Here is a 19253-nt window from a genome sequence, read left to right as displayed (position 1 = left end):
TGCACAGGTGGTCCGCAATGGAATATCGATACGAACCTGACGTATATGGCGCTCACGATCCGACATTAGAAGGCTCCAGGTGGAAGAGGTACAATCGTCCCCGATCTGAGAATCGTCTCCCGTGCCCCCGGCGTGAAAATCCATTCCATGTGTTGGGGCATGTCGCTGATGGGCCGCACCCTCAATTGCCCGAGCGAACGAAGCTGGTTGGCCGACTCACGAGGCAGCACTATCGCAACGCCGCCAACCTCACCTCCACCGGCCTTGGCCACGGTTCGCTCACCAAAGAGTCGAGCAACTGCCGGATCAGGTGCGGTGAAAAGCTGCTTCCCAGGCAGTAACTCGAAGCTCTGCGCGGCCTCTGCTGTCGTTCCGTGCAGGAAGTACTCGTATCCTGCCAGCGACTCGCCGAGCTCCGCTTCGATCGCTTCACGGACTCTTACCCTTGCGCCTGCTCCGCTTGTGCCGGCTCCAGCCTCAGCGGCTGTTTCGGCGGCAAACCGCTCCGAGAACGTGAACAGCTTGCCGCCGCCGTTTGCACCCGCGCCGTACCACCCGGGCAGCTTCCCCGCTGCCATTCGCGCCCCCGCAGCGATCTCGCCCCACGGGACGAAAGCGGCTCCAGCCTGAACGGTCTGCGAGATCCCCCGCCCAGTCTCGTAGTTATCCTTTAGCTGGAACTTGCGTAGTCCCTCTGCGCTAGCAGACGGCGCTTCTCCATGCAGCCCACTCAGGTCAACGAAGAACGAACCCACGAACGTCAGTGGTCCACCCAGCAGTGCCACCGAGCCAAGCGCGGCGTGCCCAGCGCTCTCGATCACATCGTGCTTCATGCCCGTCTTGGCGGCCTCCCAGCGCTCCTGCTTCGTCGCGGGAGTAGCACGAGCGATCTGGGCCGCTTCCCGGGCAGCTTCCTCTCTGGTCTTCGCTGCCTCGGCTGCCTGCTTTCTCTGCGCCTTCTGCTCTTCCGGCGTTGCAGATGGCACCCCAAGCTGGGCTGCGTTCACCTCGTTGATCCGCTGTAGCGCCTCAAGCCCGTAGTTCGGTTCGTCTCCCTGCTTCCCGCTCGGATCCCTCAGCCGAACCGGATTCCCCCGCACGTATTCGTACAGGTTAGGGCCGTCCACCAGCCCCGCCGGATCCGCCGCCGTCCACCTTCCCAGCCACGGCGCATAGTAGCGCGCCCCGTAGTAGTACAGCCCCGTCTCCTCGTCCTTCTCCTTGCCCGTATAACGATACCGCCTTTGGCTCACCTCCGCCGCGCTGCTGGTCGACCAGTACGCCGTCGTCCCGAAGGGATGGTACTCCTCGTAGCCGATCACGAGCCCTGCCCCGTCCACCTCCAGCGAGGCCGACCCGAGGTGGTTGTCGAGCTGGTAGCGCACCCGCGGCGTCACCGTGAACGGCCCCGAGGGATCGACCGTCTTGGTCTCCACCATCGCCACCCGTCGCGCGCCATCCACCACGTGCAGCGTCTGTCGCTCGAGCATGAGCCCGGTCGCGTTGCGCTTGCGGTAGACCTCGTAGCCGCCGATGTAGATGCGCTCCTCCACCAGCCCGCTATGCTCCCAGACCTTGCGCACGCGCTGCCCGGCGGCGTCGTAGGTGTAATACACGACTCCGCCGCCGTCGAGATCGGTGCTTCGCAGCTGGTCGTTCTCATCCCACGTGAGCGCTGCGATGTGCGGCATGGCCGTCATGTTGCCGTGGGCATCATGGACATACATCGGGCTGGACGGCTCGTCTTCAGGAGCCCCGAAGGTGCTCTTGAGCCGGTTGCTCGTCATCTCATAGGAATACCGCCGGATCCAGGTTCCCGCGCCGGCCAGATGCTCCATCCGCTGGATGTTGCCGACGGCGTCGTAAAAGTACTGCTCGGTGTAGTTCCTGAGGGCCTGTGCGTCGTTCGCGTGGGGCAGCGCCTGTATCGGCAGGTCGTTCTGGTCGCGCTGCACGTCGGCGAGCCCACCCGCGTGCTCTCGTCCCGTCGCCTCGATCAGGCGATAGACCGCGTCGTAGATGTACTGCGCGTTCGGCGACACCACGGCGTTGTTGAAGAACACCGTCTGCTGAGCGCTATCGTTGATCTCGACGATGTTCCCGACGGGGTCGTACGTGTACGTGAGGTTCTGGAGAACGGCGCCATCCGAGCTGCGCGTCGTCCGGAGGCGCGCGAGCCGGAAGGTCAGCGGATCGTACGTGTACGCCGTGGACGTGCCGTTGCCGTAGTCGATCCGCTCCCGCTGGCCCTTCGCGTCGTAGTCGATGTTGTCAACGAAGGTCGTCCATGCCGCCGCCCCCCGGACGCGCACCTGGATGCGCTCGAGCAGGCTCGCCTCGTTGTACGTGGGCTTGATCTCGCTCGCATCCGAGGCGGTCAGGCCATCCGGGGCGGTCAGGCTCGTCGGGCGGTTCAGCGCGTCATACGCCGTCTGCGTTCCGAAGCTCTCGGCCTCGAGCAGCGGCTCGGCGGCGGCGGCGATGGCGGCCACATCCGTGAGCGCCGACAGCACCGACCAGTCGGCGTCACCGTGCACATCGCTGCGCAGCCGGCGCGACGCCTGCAGCAGATTGCCCTTGAAGTCGTACGCCTGGCTCGTCACCACACCCGCGCCATCATACACCTGGTGCGCCTGCCGGCGCAGGTTCAGGGCGGTCGCCTGCGGATGGGCTTCGCCGTAGACGTACCGCCGCGCGAGGCGCTCGCTCGCTGAGAGGGGTTGCACGTGCTCGAGGGTTATCCGGCGTAGCACGTCATAGGACCATCGGTAGCTGAACCCCCGGCCGTTCCAGCCGCGGAGGCGCTGGCCGGTCGCGTCCGCCAGCATCCAACGCTCGCCGCTGTCCTGGCTCTTCTGGTAGAGTAGCTGCCCACCAACGCCGAAGCGGTGACGCACGGCCGGCTTGCCGCGCGCGTCGGTAACCAGGAGCGGATGTCCCTCGATGTCGAGGGTGGTCTGGGTGACGTACTGGCCCTCTGGGCCGTTGTTCGCGACGGTGCGGAACGCGCGCCCGAGCGCGTCGAGGTGGCTGACGGCCGGGGTGCCCGTGTGCGCGGAGGCGAGGTCTGCCGCACGGCGCTCGGGGTCGCCCGGCGGCAGCGCCTGGCGCACGGCGTACCACGTGCTCTCCAGCACGGTATCGTTGGGATCCTCCGACGTCTGGTTCCAGGCGTCGAAGGTGACCCTGGAGAACGTGCCATTGGGCAGATCGGTCCGGATGAGCCGGCCGAGCGGATCGTACCGCAGGATCGGCGTGACCCCCCACTCGACGAGCTCCGCTTCATCTTCGTACTCGTGGGTTGCACTGAAGAACGGCTCGTACTGCTTGACGGGATTGCCCTTGTTGTCGAGCACCACGCGCCCAGTGCCTGCCCAGCGCGATGTCGCGTGCGCGAAGACCAGCTTGCCTTCGGCGTCGTGCACGAGCGCGCCGCTCGAGTCGCGCGCGGGCGCGAGCCCCGGCTCTGCCCGCACCTTGCGCAGCACCTCGTTGCCCGAGCCGTCGGAGTAGCTGTACGTGTCGAGCCAGCGCGGGTTGCCCGCGCCGTGCTGCTCGCGGGCGCGGGCGTGCACCACGTTCGGCTTGCCGGTGCGGCGAAAGCGCTCCAGATCGTACGCGAACGTCGCTGTCGGATCGTCGAGCGTGTCGCCCTCGCCGGCTCCCGGCTTGCCCATCACTGCCATCGCCGTGACCCTGCCCAGCGCGTCGAACCGTACCTCGCTCTCGTTGTCGTTGGCGTCGGTCAGCCGCGCGGGGGCGAGGATGCGGTAGTCAGGAACAGCGACCACGACATTGCTCAGCGGATCCGTCGCCTGGGTCACGAGCAGGCAATGTGCGTCATAGACCACGTGCGACGTGTTGCCGAACGGATCGACGAACACCGTCGGCAAGTAGAACTGGGCTGCCGAGGGCACCGCGCGCCCCGAGGACACCCAATAGTCCGGGTCGCCGTCGAGCTTGACGTACCCGCCCTCGGCGAGGATGGCGTCCGTCACGCGGTCCCCGAACACCGATGTGACGAGAGAGGCGGTGAGCGCCTTGGCAAAGCGCTCATAGACCAGCGCCCTGCCCTCGACCTGACCGAACGGCAGGGGTCCGGTGAGGTCGTCGCGCCAGTACGTCGTGCGCGCCTGCTGCAGGAGGCGCTTCTGAGAGGAGCCGTCCGGCGCGGCGTCGTACGCGAGCACCGCCGCGGCGTCGGCTGCGTGCAGCACCGTGCCGAAGGGGAGCACGCCCTCCTCGTCGAGCGGCAGCCCGTGCAGCTCGTACGTCGCGCTCTCCAGGGGGACACCGATGCGGTAGGCGCCGTCCCCGCTCGGGATCAGGTGCGCCACCTTGTGCTCCGTCAGTATTGCCTTTCCCTCCGCCTGCTCGGGGAACGCTGTCCGCGCCACCCGGCGACGAACCCCGATCTGCGCGACCCGCTTGACGGCGCCGTGCTCGTCGACCTCCAGCGTGAGCGTGTGCGTGATGCGCGGGTCGCTCGCGTCGCGCTCGTAATGGTACTCCAGCGTCTCGCGCGCGTGGGGGAAGAACACGCCGTGCGCATTGCCCACGGCGGGCTGGAGGCGCTGGATCGAATAGCTCTGCTCTGTCACGAGGTACGGATGCGGCTCCTTCATCGAGCCGTCGAGGGTATAGACCTCCTGGCGGAGGACGCGCCCCTTGAGCGCCCGGCACGCCTCGCGCATCTCGCCGGCATTCAGGCCGTCCGGAAGGTGCGTATCGTCCAGGCGGATCGCGGCCCCATCGCCAGCGTAATACTCGCTCTCGTACTGCCCGGAGATCGCGCCCCGTTCGAACCAGGCGCCGGTATGGAACCATGTCTTCGTGCGCACGGGCGGTAGGTGCAGCTCGGGATCGGCGTTGGCCGGCGGCGGCGTGACGCCGGCACCGCTGAAGGCCGAAAAGGACTCGGTGTCGAGCTGCTCGACCATGCCGAAGCCACGCATCTCCCGCTCCACGCCGTCGTAGTCGCCGTGATGGTACGCGTACGTCGTGACGAAGCGGTGCCGCGAGACCGCGTCGAACACCTCGACACGCTCGACGACGTGGACCACGAACGGGAGCCTCGTGACCCAGGGGTGGCCGGCCGCCCGATCGGCCAGGTAGAACTTCGTCGAAGGCGCATACGCGAGCCGCGTCTCGAGCCCCAGGTTGTTCTTCACCAAAGCCAAGAGATACGGCTTCTTGCCGCCGAGCAGATCGATGTACCGGAGCGGCGCCGCGACGGCGCCGGGCAGCGGGCTCGACCACACGAGGCACCCTGTCCCGGTGCCGAGCAGATCGAGCGCGGCGACGCTGGACAGCGAGCTCTGGTCGGGCAGCCGCGGGAGGAGAACCGGGGCGCCGAGCCCGTTGCCCGCCTGGTTCTCGTAGATGCGCGCCCCCTCGCGGTGAATGTAGAGGATGTCGGTGGTGGCCGACCCGTCGAGGTCGGCGAGCCGGATCCGGCGCGGGTCGAACTGGTCCGGCTCATCGAACCAGGGCGCTCGGGCCATCTCCACCTTCGCCCCGAACCGGCCATACCCCAGGTTGGGCCAGTAGCAGACGCTGCCGTTGCGGATGCGGACCAGATCGGTGAGCCCGTCGCCGCTCATGTCGGCGAGGAACAGGGTCTGGGTGCCGTCGGCGAAGACGAGCGCGGGACCATGTTCTCCGTCGCGCGGCGCCGGCATCGTGATGGGCTTGTCGAACCCTCCTTTCGCGAGCGACGGATACCACACCATCACGTCGCCGCGCGCGAGGAGGATGTCCTCGTGTCCGTCGCCGTTCAGGTCGACGAGCTGGAGGTTCGGGTCCGACCAGTCGATCACCGGCTGGGCGGCAAACGGCACGAAAGGCGTCCAGGAGCCCTCTCGGGTCCGGTCGAAGTAGCCCGCCACGGGCCGCTCGAAGAAGACCATCTCCTTGTAGCCATCGCCGTCGAGATCCAGCACCTCTAGCCCACCGCTGCTCAGCGAAGGCCTCGTCGGCAAGGCGAGCGCCGGCCCGAACTCCCCGCCGCCGAGGTTGCGCTTGTAGAACAGCGCCTCGCCCTGGCGCGCGAGCAGGCCGGGAAGCGCTTCGCCGTCGAGGTCCACCCAGGCATGCGTTCCTTGAAGCGCGCCGGCGAGATCCGCCGCGCTCGTCTTGTCGAGCTCTTTGACCGTCGTCTGGATCTCGGGGAGCGAGTAGCCGAGCTCGATCGGCGGATACGATTCCTTGGCATAAACGAGCGTCTCCGGATCGCGGACATACCCGGTGTGCGTCACCGACGTGAGCCGGGTGAGGACCGGGCTGTCCGCATAGGTGAGCTCGGTGGCCTTCACCAGGCAAGGGCTTGGACCGAGCTCCTCCATCGTGTGGAACATCAGCACGCGCCGGCAGAGCCGGTAGGTGCGGATCTCGAAGCCGGCGCGGTAGGTGGAGAACGCGTCGGCCCGGCACGGCCAGGTGCCCGGCCCCTCGATCGCCGGCGCCTCGGCGTCGTGCTCGCCGTAATCGAAGACCACGTCGAAGAGCATCGACGACGGGTCTCCCGGCGTCGTGTTGCCGTACCGGATCCGCTTCAGATAGCGGTTCACGATCGCCGAGGCCCCGGCGTGCCGGTGCGCCTCGTGGGGCCCGCCGCGCGTCACGCCGGCGAGATCTTCGGGCTTGTACTCGTACGTGATCACGTTGCCCCGGTCGTCGCGCGTCTCCTCCAGAAGCCAGGAGAAGATGCGCCGCGGCGCCTTCGGATTGGCGATCCGCGCGCCCTCCGATCGCCCATAGATGCTGGTGACGTTGTCGCGGGTCGTCACCTTCCAGTACACCGCGCCGCTCGTCCGGTGCTGGCGCCGCTCGATGCGCGCGAACTCTCCCTCGATGCGCGGCCGATAGCCGTAGACGAACTCCTCGCCGTCCTCATCGCGGTGACGCTTTCCGTCGTCGCCCAGCATGGGAACCAAATCCTCGGCGCCGGAGAGCACGAACACGTCCGACTCCTGCGCATCATCGTAGCGCGGCAGCCCTTTCTCGGTCTTGCGCGTGATTTGGGGCACGGACAGCCGCCACCCGATGCCAAAGGGGCCGCTCCCGGCGCCCGAGTCGTACACGAGCGAGAGCTCAGGGTGAAACCCGGATCGGCCGGGGCTCGTGGCGATCGGCACCGTCAGCGTTCCGGTGCCTATGGCGGCGCCGACGGAGAACGTCTCGCCGATGCCACGGATGGCGCCGCCTCCTTTCGGCAGGGTGGGCGTGGGCGAAGCGATCGGTCTGATGCCGCCCTCGTGGGCCCCGGTCGTTCGTGTGAGCCCGCGCTCGTTGGTCCCGGTCGTTCCCCATCGTGCGGGCGCTGGGAAAGCATCGCGCTGGGCCTGAGGATCGTTCGTCGAAGATCGATGGCTCATGGTGCCCCCCTCAGCCTGCCGTGTAGTGGACGACCAGGGCGATGTCGTCGAGCTCGGCGGCGAGCTCCGTCGCAGCCTCGGTCGCCGAGAGCACCCACGTGCCAAGGGGTGCGTTGGAGCAGTCCTTCTCGTCGCGGAGCAGATCCTGGCGAACGGGCTGTTGCTGGTCGTTGAGGATGGGCGCTAGCTCGAAGTCGATGCGTTGAGCGGTGCCCGGAGGAGGCGTCAGCCCGAGAACGAAGGACAGGGCCTTTTGCGGCTTGAGCTTCACAACCGCCTCGACCCGGTGAATCTTCAGCTCCTTGCTCCGGAGCTGGAACGGAAATCGCTCCGGCCCCAGCGCAATGGGGAGCGTGCGATTGCCCGCCGGATCGAGGAAGCCCTGCCACGCCGAGGAGAACTCCTGGCGCAGGCTGATCAGGCGCGCGAGCGGCGTCTCCTCCGCGTTCTTGAGCCATTCATCGCGCGCGGCCCGCGCCGCATCACGGAGCGGCCCGCCGCCGTCGCGCGCCGTGTAGCGCAGGTGGATGACCACGTCGGAGAGGGTGTCGACATCGAACGCCTGCGTGTCCGCCGGCAACTCGATCTGCCAGTCGGAGATCGCCCCGGCGCCCTCGAAGGGCAAGTACCGCTCGTCCCGGAAGTTGAGCTCGAACGTCCCGCTGTCGTTCTGGGCATGGCTGGTCGCGATCGCCTGGACCGGCGTGAACCCCCAGGCGACATCCTGCTCCGACTGCGCGGCATAATCGGCGGGGTTCGTGGTGGTACGCACCCTGCTCGACATCAAGGTCAGTGTGCAGTTGACCGAGGCGTAGGGCCCGGCGACGCAGGGCAGCGTCAGGCTGACGCTCTTGATGCGCCTCATGGTGTGTCCCGGGTAGTCCATGTCGAACAGCGCCTCGGGCAGCCTCACGACGCACTTTCCGGTCGCTTTGAGCGTCATGAGCGCGACCGGATCGTGCAGAAGCAACGACACGTGCTTGGTGAGCTCGAGCTCGCGCCGGTCGTGCTCCATGTAGGCCAGCTCCAGGCGCTTGAGATCGAGGCTCAGGCGCTCGCCGGCGAGCAGGCCGCCGCGCAGGTTGTCCCACTGGCCGAACTGGATATAGGACGACGAGCTGACGCCGCGCTCGAAGCGGAAGGCCTTCTCGGCCCGCTTGGCCATGTCGTAGGCGAGCTGGAATGCCTGGGTGTAGACGGCGGCGACCTGTCCGGCCATCCAGTGATAGAGCTGCTCGCTCGTGAACTTGTCGCGCAGGTAGGCGTGCGCCTCATGGGCCTGCTCGATCTGGAGGTTGTGGGCGGCGAGCTCCTTTTCGGTGATCGCGACGCGCAGCTCGGCGGCGGCGATCTGCTTGTCGAGCTGCACGAGCTCGCGGGCGGCGAGGTCCTCCTGCAGCTTCCACTCATCCCAGCGCCGCTCGTAGCTGCCGATCGTGGCGCTGACCGCCGCCGCCTCGCGCAGGAGCGTGACCGCGATGCTCGCCGCCTTGGTGCCGGCCTCCGACGACGCGCCCAGCTTGCTGCCGTCCACCGTGGTGGTGAGGGCCACGGGGCTCGCCATGCCGGCCGCGCCCGCGGTCACCGTGGGGACCATGTGCGCGGCCGCCGCGCCGGCCATCATCAGCTCGGTCACGACCTGGGCCGCGGAGGCCGCGCCGCTCATCATCAGATGACCCGCCTCCCACACGTTCATGTACGACGCGTCCCGGTAGAACTGGTGGCGCCGGCTGACCCCCTCGCGCGACGCGCGCAGCGCGGCCAGCCCCTCGCGCGCCTCGGCCACTTGGCCCTCCTTGACCTGGCGCAGCGTGTCGAGCAACTGCACCTCGTGCCCGGCGCGCAGCACCGCGAGCGCCTCGGCGTCGCGCTTCTCGCGCCCGGCGAGCAGCGACGCCCCGAGCGCCTTGACTTCGGCGCACAGCTCGCTGGCCTTCTGCAGCAACACCTGAAAGCGGTGGTGCGGCGCCGGCACCGCGACGTCGTTGATCACGGTCGTGAGATCCACGCCCGCCGCGGCCGCCTGCACGAGCAGCGCCGGGTCGATCGGCGGCTCGTAGAGCGGCAGCTGCCGCACGACGCCCTCGATGTTCATGCAGTGGCGGATCTTGAACAGGCGATCGGCGACCGTGTCCCAGTAGCCGAGGAGCTTGTCGTTCGGCGGTACGCAGAAGTAGAGCGTCGTCGGAAGGTTCAGCGCCTCTCGATCGCCGCCCTCGTCGTCGTCACTTCCGGCGACATCGGCCGGGTCGACGAAGGCCTCGATCTCGACGAGCGCGTTCGAGAAGCTATCGAGCAGCGGCTCGAGCTCGCGATAGGTCTTGGGGGCAACGGTCGCGCGCGGCGGGATCGCGCGCGGGCGCGGGCCGAGGATGCCGGCCGCGAGCACATAGAGCTGGGTCGCCTCGTTGATCGACTCGATCGTGTCGCGACGGAAGAGCTGATCGCCCCACCGGATCAGGTTGTCGATGTACTTCATCACGACCGTCTTCTGGTAGGCGACGATCCGCATCCGCGCGAGGAGGTGCGGGTTGAACGGCTCGCGCCGCCAGGCCGCGATCTGGTTCCGGAGCTGCTGCGAGAGAGGGTCGCGCGGATCGAGCTCGCCGAGCAGTGTGAGGATGGAGTACAGGTGGGTGTTCTCGTAAAACGGGCGGAATTTCCAGAACCGCGCCGGCACCGGATCGGTCGATCCGGTGGTCGGGTCGAAGATGGCGTGGAACCAGCGCTGCGCCTCCTCGAAGCGCTGGTTTTCGCTCAGGCGATCAGCGATGAGCAGCGGCGCGTGGAAGAACAGCTCCCAGTTGTACGCGGAGTAAGCGCCGCCCCAGGAAAAATCGATGTCCTCGATGGGGTACGGGTCGACGACCGCGTCGCCTGGGCTGTACACGTCCTCGAAGGCCGAGCGGCTCTCGAGCTGCAGCGGCGGCGTGCGCCGCGACCAGTTGAGCAGGCCGTCGAGCACGCCATGGCGGCGCAGCTCGCTGATGAGCTCGCAGACATACGGGTGCTGGAACGTGGCGAAACGCAGGTGGTGGCGCGGCATAGGCCGGAAGCTGTACATGGGCTCGGACGGCTCGTTCGCCCACTGCTCCACCTCGCGGCTCATGGCGAGGGTGACGCTCCTGAGGCCGGTCGGCGCCGTCGCGCGCATGCCAGGGAAGGCGAGATCGGCCTGCTGCAATGGCGGCAGGGGCTCGGGCTCGGGGGTGACGAAGAAGCTGCGGGTGCTGTCCTCGTAGAAAAAGGGATCGTTTGCGAGGAAGTCTTCCTCCGAGTGCGGCAGGACGAGCCGGAACGTGCCCGGGGTCTTGTAGAGCACCGTGAGCACTTCGCCGCCCTCGGCGAGCTCCTTGTCCGTCGCCGATTTGACCCTGCCGGCCGGCGCGTACATCCGGCCGTCGTTGGTGCGCGAGGCCAACTCGCGCAGCGCCATCCGGTCCTGAATCGCCCGGCCGGGACGCCGGAGGGGGACCAGGCGGTATTCGGAGGTGTAGTCGCTCAGCTGCCAGCTCCCACTGCAGCCCGAGAGCACGAACTCGCCGCGCACGAGGCTCGGGGACCAGGTGGGCGCGACATCGAGAATCGCGCTCAGTGAAACGAGGCATTGCACCACGAGCTCGCTGGGCTGGTGATTCCCGCCCGAGCGGGAGAAGGCCCGGAAGTGGATCGATGCGTCGAAATCTGGCGGCGGCGTCGATTTGAACAGGCGGAGCGGCGGTGTGTCCACGACGCGCCGTGCCGACCACTTCCCATCCTCGTACTCGCTGAATGCGAGCCTTACACGGATGTCGGCGCTGGGGGGTTGACCGTTCTGGTTCGTACCCTGATTGTCCTGCGGGACCTCCTCGAGCATGGCCCAGAAGAGCAGCAGCCGGTGCTCATGGACGACCGGGATCAGGTGCTCGCTCTGGATGTCGAGCTCGATCTTCTCCCACGGCGTCCAGGTCGCGCCGCGCACCAGGCGGCGGTAGAAATGGACGTGCGGCGCGCCGCGGGTGCGGGCGAAGACGTGCAGCACCTCGGGGGCAGAGTCCATCGCCACGAACACAGCTTCCCGCTCAGCCACCAAGCCCATCACCTCCAGCCGCGCAACCTGGTCGAGCTTCTCCAGGTAGCCCCGGAACGCGCGCTCGGCGCTGCGCTCGTCGAGATCGCTCTGCAACATCTCGTTCTCGAGCGCCTTGAAGAACGGCGTCTTGTCGTCGCGCAGCTCGGGCTCGATCCAGTTCTCCGGGTACAGGAACACCTTGCGATTGGCCTCCCACACCCGGTAGCTCTTGAGCCACGTCCACTCCCGGGCCGCCTCGTCGCCGAGGACGACATCACGCTCCAGGCGCAGCAAGGCGCGCTGGACGAAGAGCTGCACCGAGCCGATCGCCTGCTTGACGCGCGAGGTGAGCTGGCACGGGCTCATCTCGACGTCGACGAGGAGCTCGGCGAAGAGCTCGTCCGAGCTCGCATACCCCCGCTTCCAGACGAGCGTGTCCACGAGGGCCCCGCGCTGACGCTCGCGCAGCACGTCCCGCAGCGGCCGGGCCAAGGCCGACCACGCCTCTTCGCTGTACTTGGCCTTGACCGCGTTGCGAATGCTGGCCGTCGTCGCCCGCGCGCCGGCGGGTGTCTGATCGACGTCGGCCCAGGGCGTTGCCTGTGCGGCGGACATGCCGAGGCGCTTGAGCAGGGCGGCGGCGTCGGCGAGCCGTACCAGCTGCTGATCGAGCCCGAGCGCTGCGAAGGTGGCCGTGAACCACCCACCCGGCCCGGCGAGCGACGACAGGTCCTCGAGCGGCCAGCCTGTCCGCCCGGCGATCTGGGCGAGCAGATCGATCGGCTGCCCCTGCGCATCGACGCCAGTGGCGTGCAGGCGGAAGAGCTCCGCGAGCGCAGCCTTGCCAGCCGGCAGCGCATCGCGCACCCGCAGAAGGGCCGTGAGCCGCAGCCAGCCGTTGAACTGCGGCAGCTGCGGCGCGGCGGACTCGACGGGCAGGGCGTTCAGGTCGAGCCACGCAGGGTCAATCACCCACGCCAGCTCGTCCGCGGTGAGCTTCAGCCGGCGGACCAGCGTGGCGATCTTCTCCAGGCGCACGAAGGTGCGGCGCCGGTGGGTCTCGGACGGGGTGGGGCCGCCATCGAGCCCTCCGAGGAAGTCGGCGATCGCCTTGCGGTTCGGATCGACCTCGGCAACGAGGGTCTCCGTGAGGAGCCGCGCCGTCGTCGCCGCGTCCAGACGGAGCTCCTCTCCGAGCCGCTGGCGCACGAAGACCTCCGCCGAGAGCGGTTCGCCAGTGTCTGCGGGCGTGTTCGCGTCCTCGGGCGCATCCGCTGCGCTCCGGATCCGGGCGAGGCCGGCCGTGAGATCGGCGAGCACGGCATCGATGCGGGCCTGCTCAGGAACCAGGCCGCTCGCAAGCGGCGCCACATGACGCAGCACGTAGCCGAGGGGAGCCACGCCGAAGCCCGTCGCGCGCACCGCGAGCGCCGCCTCGACGAATCGCCGTGTCACGTCCGGATCGGTCGTCGTGAGGACATCGCTCCCCGACATGGCGCAGAGCGCGAGGAGATCCCGCAAGGGCAGCTTGAGCGCCCGCGAAAGCGAGGTCGCCCGGAACAGCTTCGACAGGTTCGCGAGGTTCAGCAGGCCGCCGCTCACCACCGGCGGAGCATGGATGGCCGCCTGGCTCACGGCGCTGTCCGTGAGGAGCGCGAGATCGGCCGCGCTGAGGCGGAGGGCGGCGAGCACGGCAGGCGCGTGATCGGCGATCGGTTCGTCCGAGTCCGCGAGCTCCGAGCCGCTGCTGTTCAGGCGGAACGCCGGATCGACCGGGTTGACCACGGTCTTGTTCAAAAAGAGCCGCTCGTAGAGCGAACGATCCTCGGGCAGAGGACCCGAGCGTGTCTGGATCGGCCCCCACAGAACGAGCATCTCGAGCACGGGCATGCGCAGCTCGGTTTGCAGAACGGCGGCGCCCGCCAGCCTGATCAGCGTCTCGTCGCTGGTGCCGCCGCCCAGCACCGAGAGCGCCTGGTCCAGCTCGGCAACGGACCAGCCGAGCGCGCGGCGCATCCGGGTGAAGCGGTTCATCCGGTGCAGCCCTTCGGGCTCCAGGGCCGAGACGCGCAGCTCCGATGTCTTGCACGTCAGCGGGTCCGCCCCGTCGGCCGCGCTGATCTCGAGCAGCCCATTCGGGTTGACGAAGCGCGTGTGAAGCAGGGCCGTGAGTTCATCGTAGGTGACCCCGAGGCGATGCATCAGCACGGCGACGTTCTGCAGCACCACGACCCAGCTGCCGCGGATCGGGTCCTCGCTCGCGCCGGTGGGATCGGGGATGGCATTCGCGCTTTCGGAAAGTCCCCAGTGCATCCACGGTTCAAAGGGCCCTGGAGCTCCGGCAGGTGGCGTCCCGGCGAGGAGCCTTCGGTCCTCCTCGGAGAGGCGGAGCCGCTCGAGCGCGATGTGGACGCCGTACTCGGCGGGATCGACGCCGTCCGCCCGGCGGAACACCTCCATCAGGTGAGCGCGGGGCACGCCCAGATGATCGAGGTAGAGGCGCGCCTCTTCCAGCCCCTGGTTGAAGGGGAGCCGCCACGGATAGCGCTGCGCGGCGAGAAGCTCGTACGCTTTGTCGTAGACGACCTGTTTCGACGGTGGGGGCGGCTGAGGCTGGGCGGCGAGCTCGGGAGCCGTGCCCGCCGTCGCGATGTGATCGGGGAAGCCGACCACGGGCGAGAGCGAGGTGTTCGCGACGGCGTACTCCAGGATCTCGTTCACGAGATCCACGTAGGGAACGGCCGTGTCCGCGTTCTCGCACGTGAGCTCCAGGCGGGCGATGTCCGGACGCCGCTCGAGCAGCACGTCGCAGGCCGACTTGTGGGCGCTCGGGATCGTGGTGTCCTGCTGCTCGAAGAGGTTGTATCTCGTCTTCGATCCAGCGGCGGGCACACTGGCGGCCTGGCGCTCGAGGAACTGCAAGAGGTCCACGAGGTAGGCGGCCGGGCTGTAGACCGACCGGCAGTGTCCGCAGGCGCAGAAATCCAGCGAGCCGAAGAGCGTCGGCCAGTCGGGAAAGCCCAACGCGACCTCGCCCGTGAGCGGTTCAACCTGCGACAGCACGTACATCGTCGTAGCGTTGAACGAGGCATGATGGCGCGCCGCGAGCGCGTGGGAGCTACCGAGGACGCGATCCGCCGCCTGGTAGATCGCGGCCGCGCGATCCGACCCGATCTCGGTCGAGACGAGCCTGGAGAAGCGGGCGCGACCCATGCGGACGATGCTCTGCGCGGAGTCGAGCCCGTAGCTCATCAGCGTTTTGATCTCGGAGGCGGAGGATGTGAGCTTGTGCAGCCGCTCCATGCCCGCCAGCTGGGCCATCGTCACGGCAGGCTGCGCCGCGAAGGAGAGGGCGCTCGGGTTGAGGCTCAGGTGCTCCCGGAGCCGGCGATGCCCGAAGTCGAACTGCGCCTCGTCGAGGAAACGGACTGCGTCGCCGAGCGCTGGAGCGGCTGTGCGGAGGCGGCCGGCGAGGGCGGCTCCGGGAAAGGCTTTTTCCAGGGTCCGGGTCAGGACCGCGGCATAGTTCTGCCGCTTTTCCTGGATTGTGGCGCCTGGCACGGTGCCGGGGACGCCCACGGGCGCCCCGTCGACCGTCTGGTCGAACAGGGTGAGCCAATCGGCCTCGTCGCGCCGCGCCAGATCACGCAGCGAACGCACCGTGCCGGACTGGAACTGCTCGTTCAGCTTCTTGATGAGCGGCACGTGGTGGCGAGTCACGGCCCCGAGCTGAAAGGTGCGCTGCGCGCCGGCGATGGCGTCCTGCGGCAAGCTCTTCGAATTGCGGAGCGTTCTCCAGAACGAGGGGATGTCCCCCTGGTGCTCCACATAGCGATCGAGCAGCAGGTTCCGCTCGCTCGATACCGGAATGGCGCTCGCGAGCATCTGATCCAGCGATCCTGCACCAGGCACACTTTCCTGGGATGCAACGCCTGCGACGAGGGGCTTGAGCTGCGCCAGCACCGTATCGATATCGGCCGGAAGCATCCAAGGGATAACTCTCTCCTCAGTGGCCCACGTGAGGGCTTCGCGCAGCGTCGGGAGGCCACGGGAGAGCAGGGCCGGCCGCTCCGCCGGTAGGCCCCACCGCAGAAGCCCATAAAAGATCTTGGGGTCGATGCTGGTCCCTTCGGCCATCCTGGCCGCGGCGGCCGCCAGCTCGAGCATCCGGCGATCCACGCCGGCGCTGCAGGCGGCCAGCGCGAGGCGGTCCTCATCGAGGTTTTTGAGCTCCAGCGCGCCGAGGGTGGGCGCGACGGCGGCCATGAGGCGCTCGTACTCTGAGATCGCGCCGGGGTAATTGCCCGCGACGACCATGTCGACAACGGCCGTGGCCGGCGCGTGGCAGACACGACGCGTGTACAGCGTGAGGAGCGTCGCGCCGTTCTGCTTGCAGGCGCTCACCTCGAGGTCTGCGTGTGCCTTCGAGGCGCGTCCGAGCTGGCTCCGGGGATAGGCGATCCGGTAGTACCCCGCGGCGTCCGTCGCGCTGTTCCCGAGGAACTTGGGCGCAGGCGGGTCGAGATTGCGGTCGTAAGCGTGGACGATCATTCCTTCGAGCGGAGCGCCCCTCGAGTCGGTGACCCGGCCGCGCACGCTCCAGAGCGTCGGCGCCCCAGCGCTCTTGGGTTTCGTGGGGTCCACCGGAATGCGCAGCGTCTGGTTGGGTCCGTTCTCGTGCCACATGATGGACTCTTCCGTGTCGATGAGCAGCTGGCTGCCCTGGTAGACACGAAAGAACGCCAATGCGGGGTGGGCGCCGAGGAGAGGGCGGAGCGCCGCCGCATCGAGCCCGACCGCGAACTCACCCAAAGAACCGGTCGTGACCGCGGCGACGACCTCGGTCGAGGCGGCCTTCAGCCAGACCTCGACCGTCACGCCCGGCAAGCCGGCTGCGCTGTCGCTGCCGGTGGGGCTGCGGCTGTCAACGACACGACCCACGACCGTGAGCTTCTGCTCGTTCTGTTCCATCATGGGATGATGACCTTCCGTAGAGGAATGCTGGGTTGATTCAAAGAACTCACCATCCGCAGGGCGGGGGAGCAAGCAATGCAGCGAGACTACACGGCGAGCGAGAGCTCGCCATGCCGAAGAGCCATGTCATGATGACGTGAAGACAGCATCCTGATAAGCCCGCGATTCTGCTTGGAATTCCATCGCCACAGGCCGACCCCTGGGCTCGGCCGTGCCCGCTGCGGCGTGGTGGAATGCCTCCCGGAAGGCGGCCTCCACGGTCGTCTGGCTACCACGAGGGAATGGTCGAGAGCACGGCGGCTCCGCGCAGAAGGGGCGACCGCAATGGAGGAGCCATCACAGTCCCACGTGCAGGCTCCACCCATCCCGCCCGAACAGCGGTGCCACGACTTGGAACAACCCTGATGGATCCACGAACCCGCCCCACCCCACGAGAGGCCTTCGTTGCTGGTGTTTCTTAAGTGGAGAAGGCTTGTCTATTTGTCGCTCCGAGATCAAGGCACGATCTCGTTGCAGCAAGTTTTCGACGTCTGCCGTACTCGGACTCGTGGAGGATGCGCCGATCCTATCGCGAGCGTCCTCTCGAGTTCGCGCGCGGTGCTCAACGCAAGCAATATGCCAAGGGGCGCCGTATCCATCCTGGCTCGTGGACGCTGAAGGCCTCTCGTTCGCAGCGGCTTCAATCTTGCAACCCCACACGCAAGGGGTGAGGCGGCGTCGGTTCGGTCATGAGGGCGGCGGGGGACAGGGACGGGCGCGCCTGGAAGCGCACCAGGATGGGGGTACCTCTCGTCGTGTGCCCAGTCGCGCGGATCAGGCCGACATGGGCAGTACCGGCGCAGAGCGGGACGTGCGCGGTGTGGCGCACGTCGAGGACAGGGGGTTTCGTGGATGGCCAGGCGGAGGGGACGAGACGGCGGAGGCCGACGTCGCCATGCCTCGAGATGAGAGCGCGCCGATTCTCCCACGAGCTGCTCGCGTTCCGTACACACCGCATAGGGGCGGGTTCCCGTATGGAGGATTAGGCAGGGCTCGCCTTGGCGCGACGTACACAGTGGGACATTTTCATCCGCGCATCTGGCCATGAGATCGGCAGAGGCTCGAGCTCGAAGAGTCAGATACTGAATGGTGTCACTGAACGCGAGGGTGTCGGAGCCGGACTCTACATAGAGGCTCGCACAGCATCGAGCGTCACGCTAGAAGTTTTGGGCAATGAGCGAAGCGAAGCGTTGGAGTGAGTGGGCCTCCTCGAGAAGCAACAAGGAGCTAAAAGGAGAACTGCGGAGATCTCCGTCCGTTCTCCTACGCCCTGCGCCTCGAATCAGGCCGCAGCTTGGAGCTCGGCCGCCGCGGCGGCTTGGCAACTCTCCATGTAGCTCGAAAACCACCGCGCCAGCCCCTCGATGAGCTGCACGGTGCCGATGTCACCCCGCACGAACCGGCACAGGATCTCGTGCTGCTCCGCCACGGCGTCGTGGCCGAGCACGAGCACCCGCGCCTCGGGACGTCCTCCGAGAAGCCTCATGCGATGTACACCCGCCGGTAGAGACCGAATCGACCGTACACCTTGAACACGGCTTCGGCTTGGATCTTGTTGATGTCGAGCACGAGCTGGGCGACGCGACGCAGAATGTTCATGGTCGTCCTCCTTCACGTTGCTTATCCCCGCGCGTGCTCTGAACTTGAGTTGACGCTTGATGCGACGCCTGAGCTCACATGTTGTGCATCCCGCCGAGCGCGCCGGATAGCCACAGCCGCGAGAGCGTCATCCCCCTCTCCGTGCACCTGGCGAGCGCGTCGCTGTACCTGACCCGGCCCACCTCCGTCGCCCCGCTCTCGTGCCGAGCCACGATGAAGAGACGCACCCGGTCGTCCCTGAGGTCGAGCGCATCGAGCACCTCCGGCCGCTGCGTGACCATAAGCAGTTGCGGCCGCCCGGGCTCGTTCAGCAAGATATGCTGCACTCGTTCAGCAAGCCGGAGCGCTAGACGTGGGCTCAGCGCGTGGTCAGCGTTCTCGAGGGCCAAGACGGACGGGCCTTCGGGGAGCAGTAGCAGCATGAGCGTGTACAGGATGAGCCGCGTGCCGTCGTCGGCGGCGCCGGTGGAGATCCATCGCGCATCGCGGCGCAGATGACGGTCAGCGAAGCTGACGCCCTCGTCCGACACATCCTCGGTCCACTCCGCGAGCCTGCGCACCTCATCGACGATCCGTCGCCAGAGGACACGCTCCCGTTGCAACTCGGGGGCGCACTCGAACAATACGCCCTTGAGCGACTCAGGGGAGGAGCCGTGCGGGCTGTAGATGGCGAACAGATCCAAGGCACGAAGCAGCGTGCTGAGCGGCCCTCCGCCATGCGTCGCGCACACCAGCGGAGCGATCCCGCGATCATGCTCCGGCTTGATCGCGGCCACACCCCTGGTCTTTCGATCCAGCACCAAGCACCCCACCTCGTGCTCTCGGGCGGCAAGCTCCTCCCCGTTCTCCATCAGTCGCTCACGGGCGAAGTTCCATGACCACGACCGAGTCTTAGGTTCCCGGAGCCTGGCTTCGTAGCGGGCTTCCTCGGCCCACGCCTCAATGATCACCTTCGTCTGCCGACGCCTTGACGTCCTGAGGAGGGTGCGTTGCCGGGTCCGCGTCACTCGCACCCCGCGTGCGTTCAAGGCGTCCGGGTCCACGTGGCCCTGCGCAGCCGCGCCGAGCAGCGCGATACCCTCGAGCAGGTTGGTCTTCCCGGCGCCGTTCGGCCCGACGAACACGTTGAACTGCCCGAGCTCCAACGTGACATCCACGATCGTTTTGAAGCCCTGGATTCGGACTCTCTGAAGCATGATCTTTCCTCGGTTGCT

General features: G+C 67.6%; 4 protein-coding genes. All 4 read right to left on the bottom strand.

What is annotated here, in order from left to right; genetic code table 11:
* Positions 1-65: 65 nt before the first annotated feature.
* On the bottom strand, positions 66-7376 hold the full coding sequence (locus WMF44_RS22370) for a SpvB/TcaC N-terminal domain-containing protein (RefSeq protein WP_437301134.1): 7311 nt from the start codon (positions 7374-7376) through the stop codon (positions 66-68).
* Between the two features lie 10 nt (positions 7377-7386).
* Positions 7387-16401 (bottom strand): neuraminidase-like domain-containing protein, encoded by a 9015-nt coding sequence (locus tag WMF44_RS22365; protein ID WP_437301133.1) that lies wholly within the window; start codon positions 16399-16401, stop codon positions 7387-7389.
* A gap of 1321 nt (positions 16402-17722) precedes the next feature.
* Positions 17723-17926, bottom strand: a complete 204-nt coding sequence (locus tag WMF44_RS22360; RefSeq protein ID WP_437301132.1) for a hypothetical protein — start codon at positions 17924-17926, stop codon at positions 17723-17725.
* A gap of 187 nt (positions 17927-18113) precedes the next feature.
* Positions 18114-19235 (bottom strand): AAA family ATPase, encoded by a 1122-nt coding sequence (locus WMF44_RS22355; protein WP_437301131.1) that lies wholly within the window; start codon positions 19233-19235, stop codon positions 18114-18116.
* Positions 19236-19253 lie beyond the last annotated feature (18 nt).

Origin of the sequence: Sorangium sp. So ce426 (assembly GCF_051475585.1) — a bacterium.
In the GTDB taxonomy this organism is placed as follows: domain Bacteria; phylum Myxococcota_A; class Polyangia; order Polyangiales; family Polyangiaceae; genus Sorangium; species Sorangium cellulosum_B.
The sequence above is the reverse complement of the archived record's forward strand: the minus strand, read 5'-3'. Positions and strand labels throughout refer to the sequence as shown.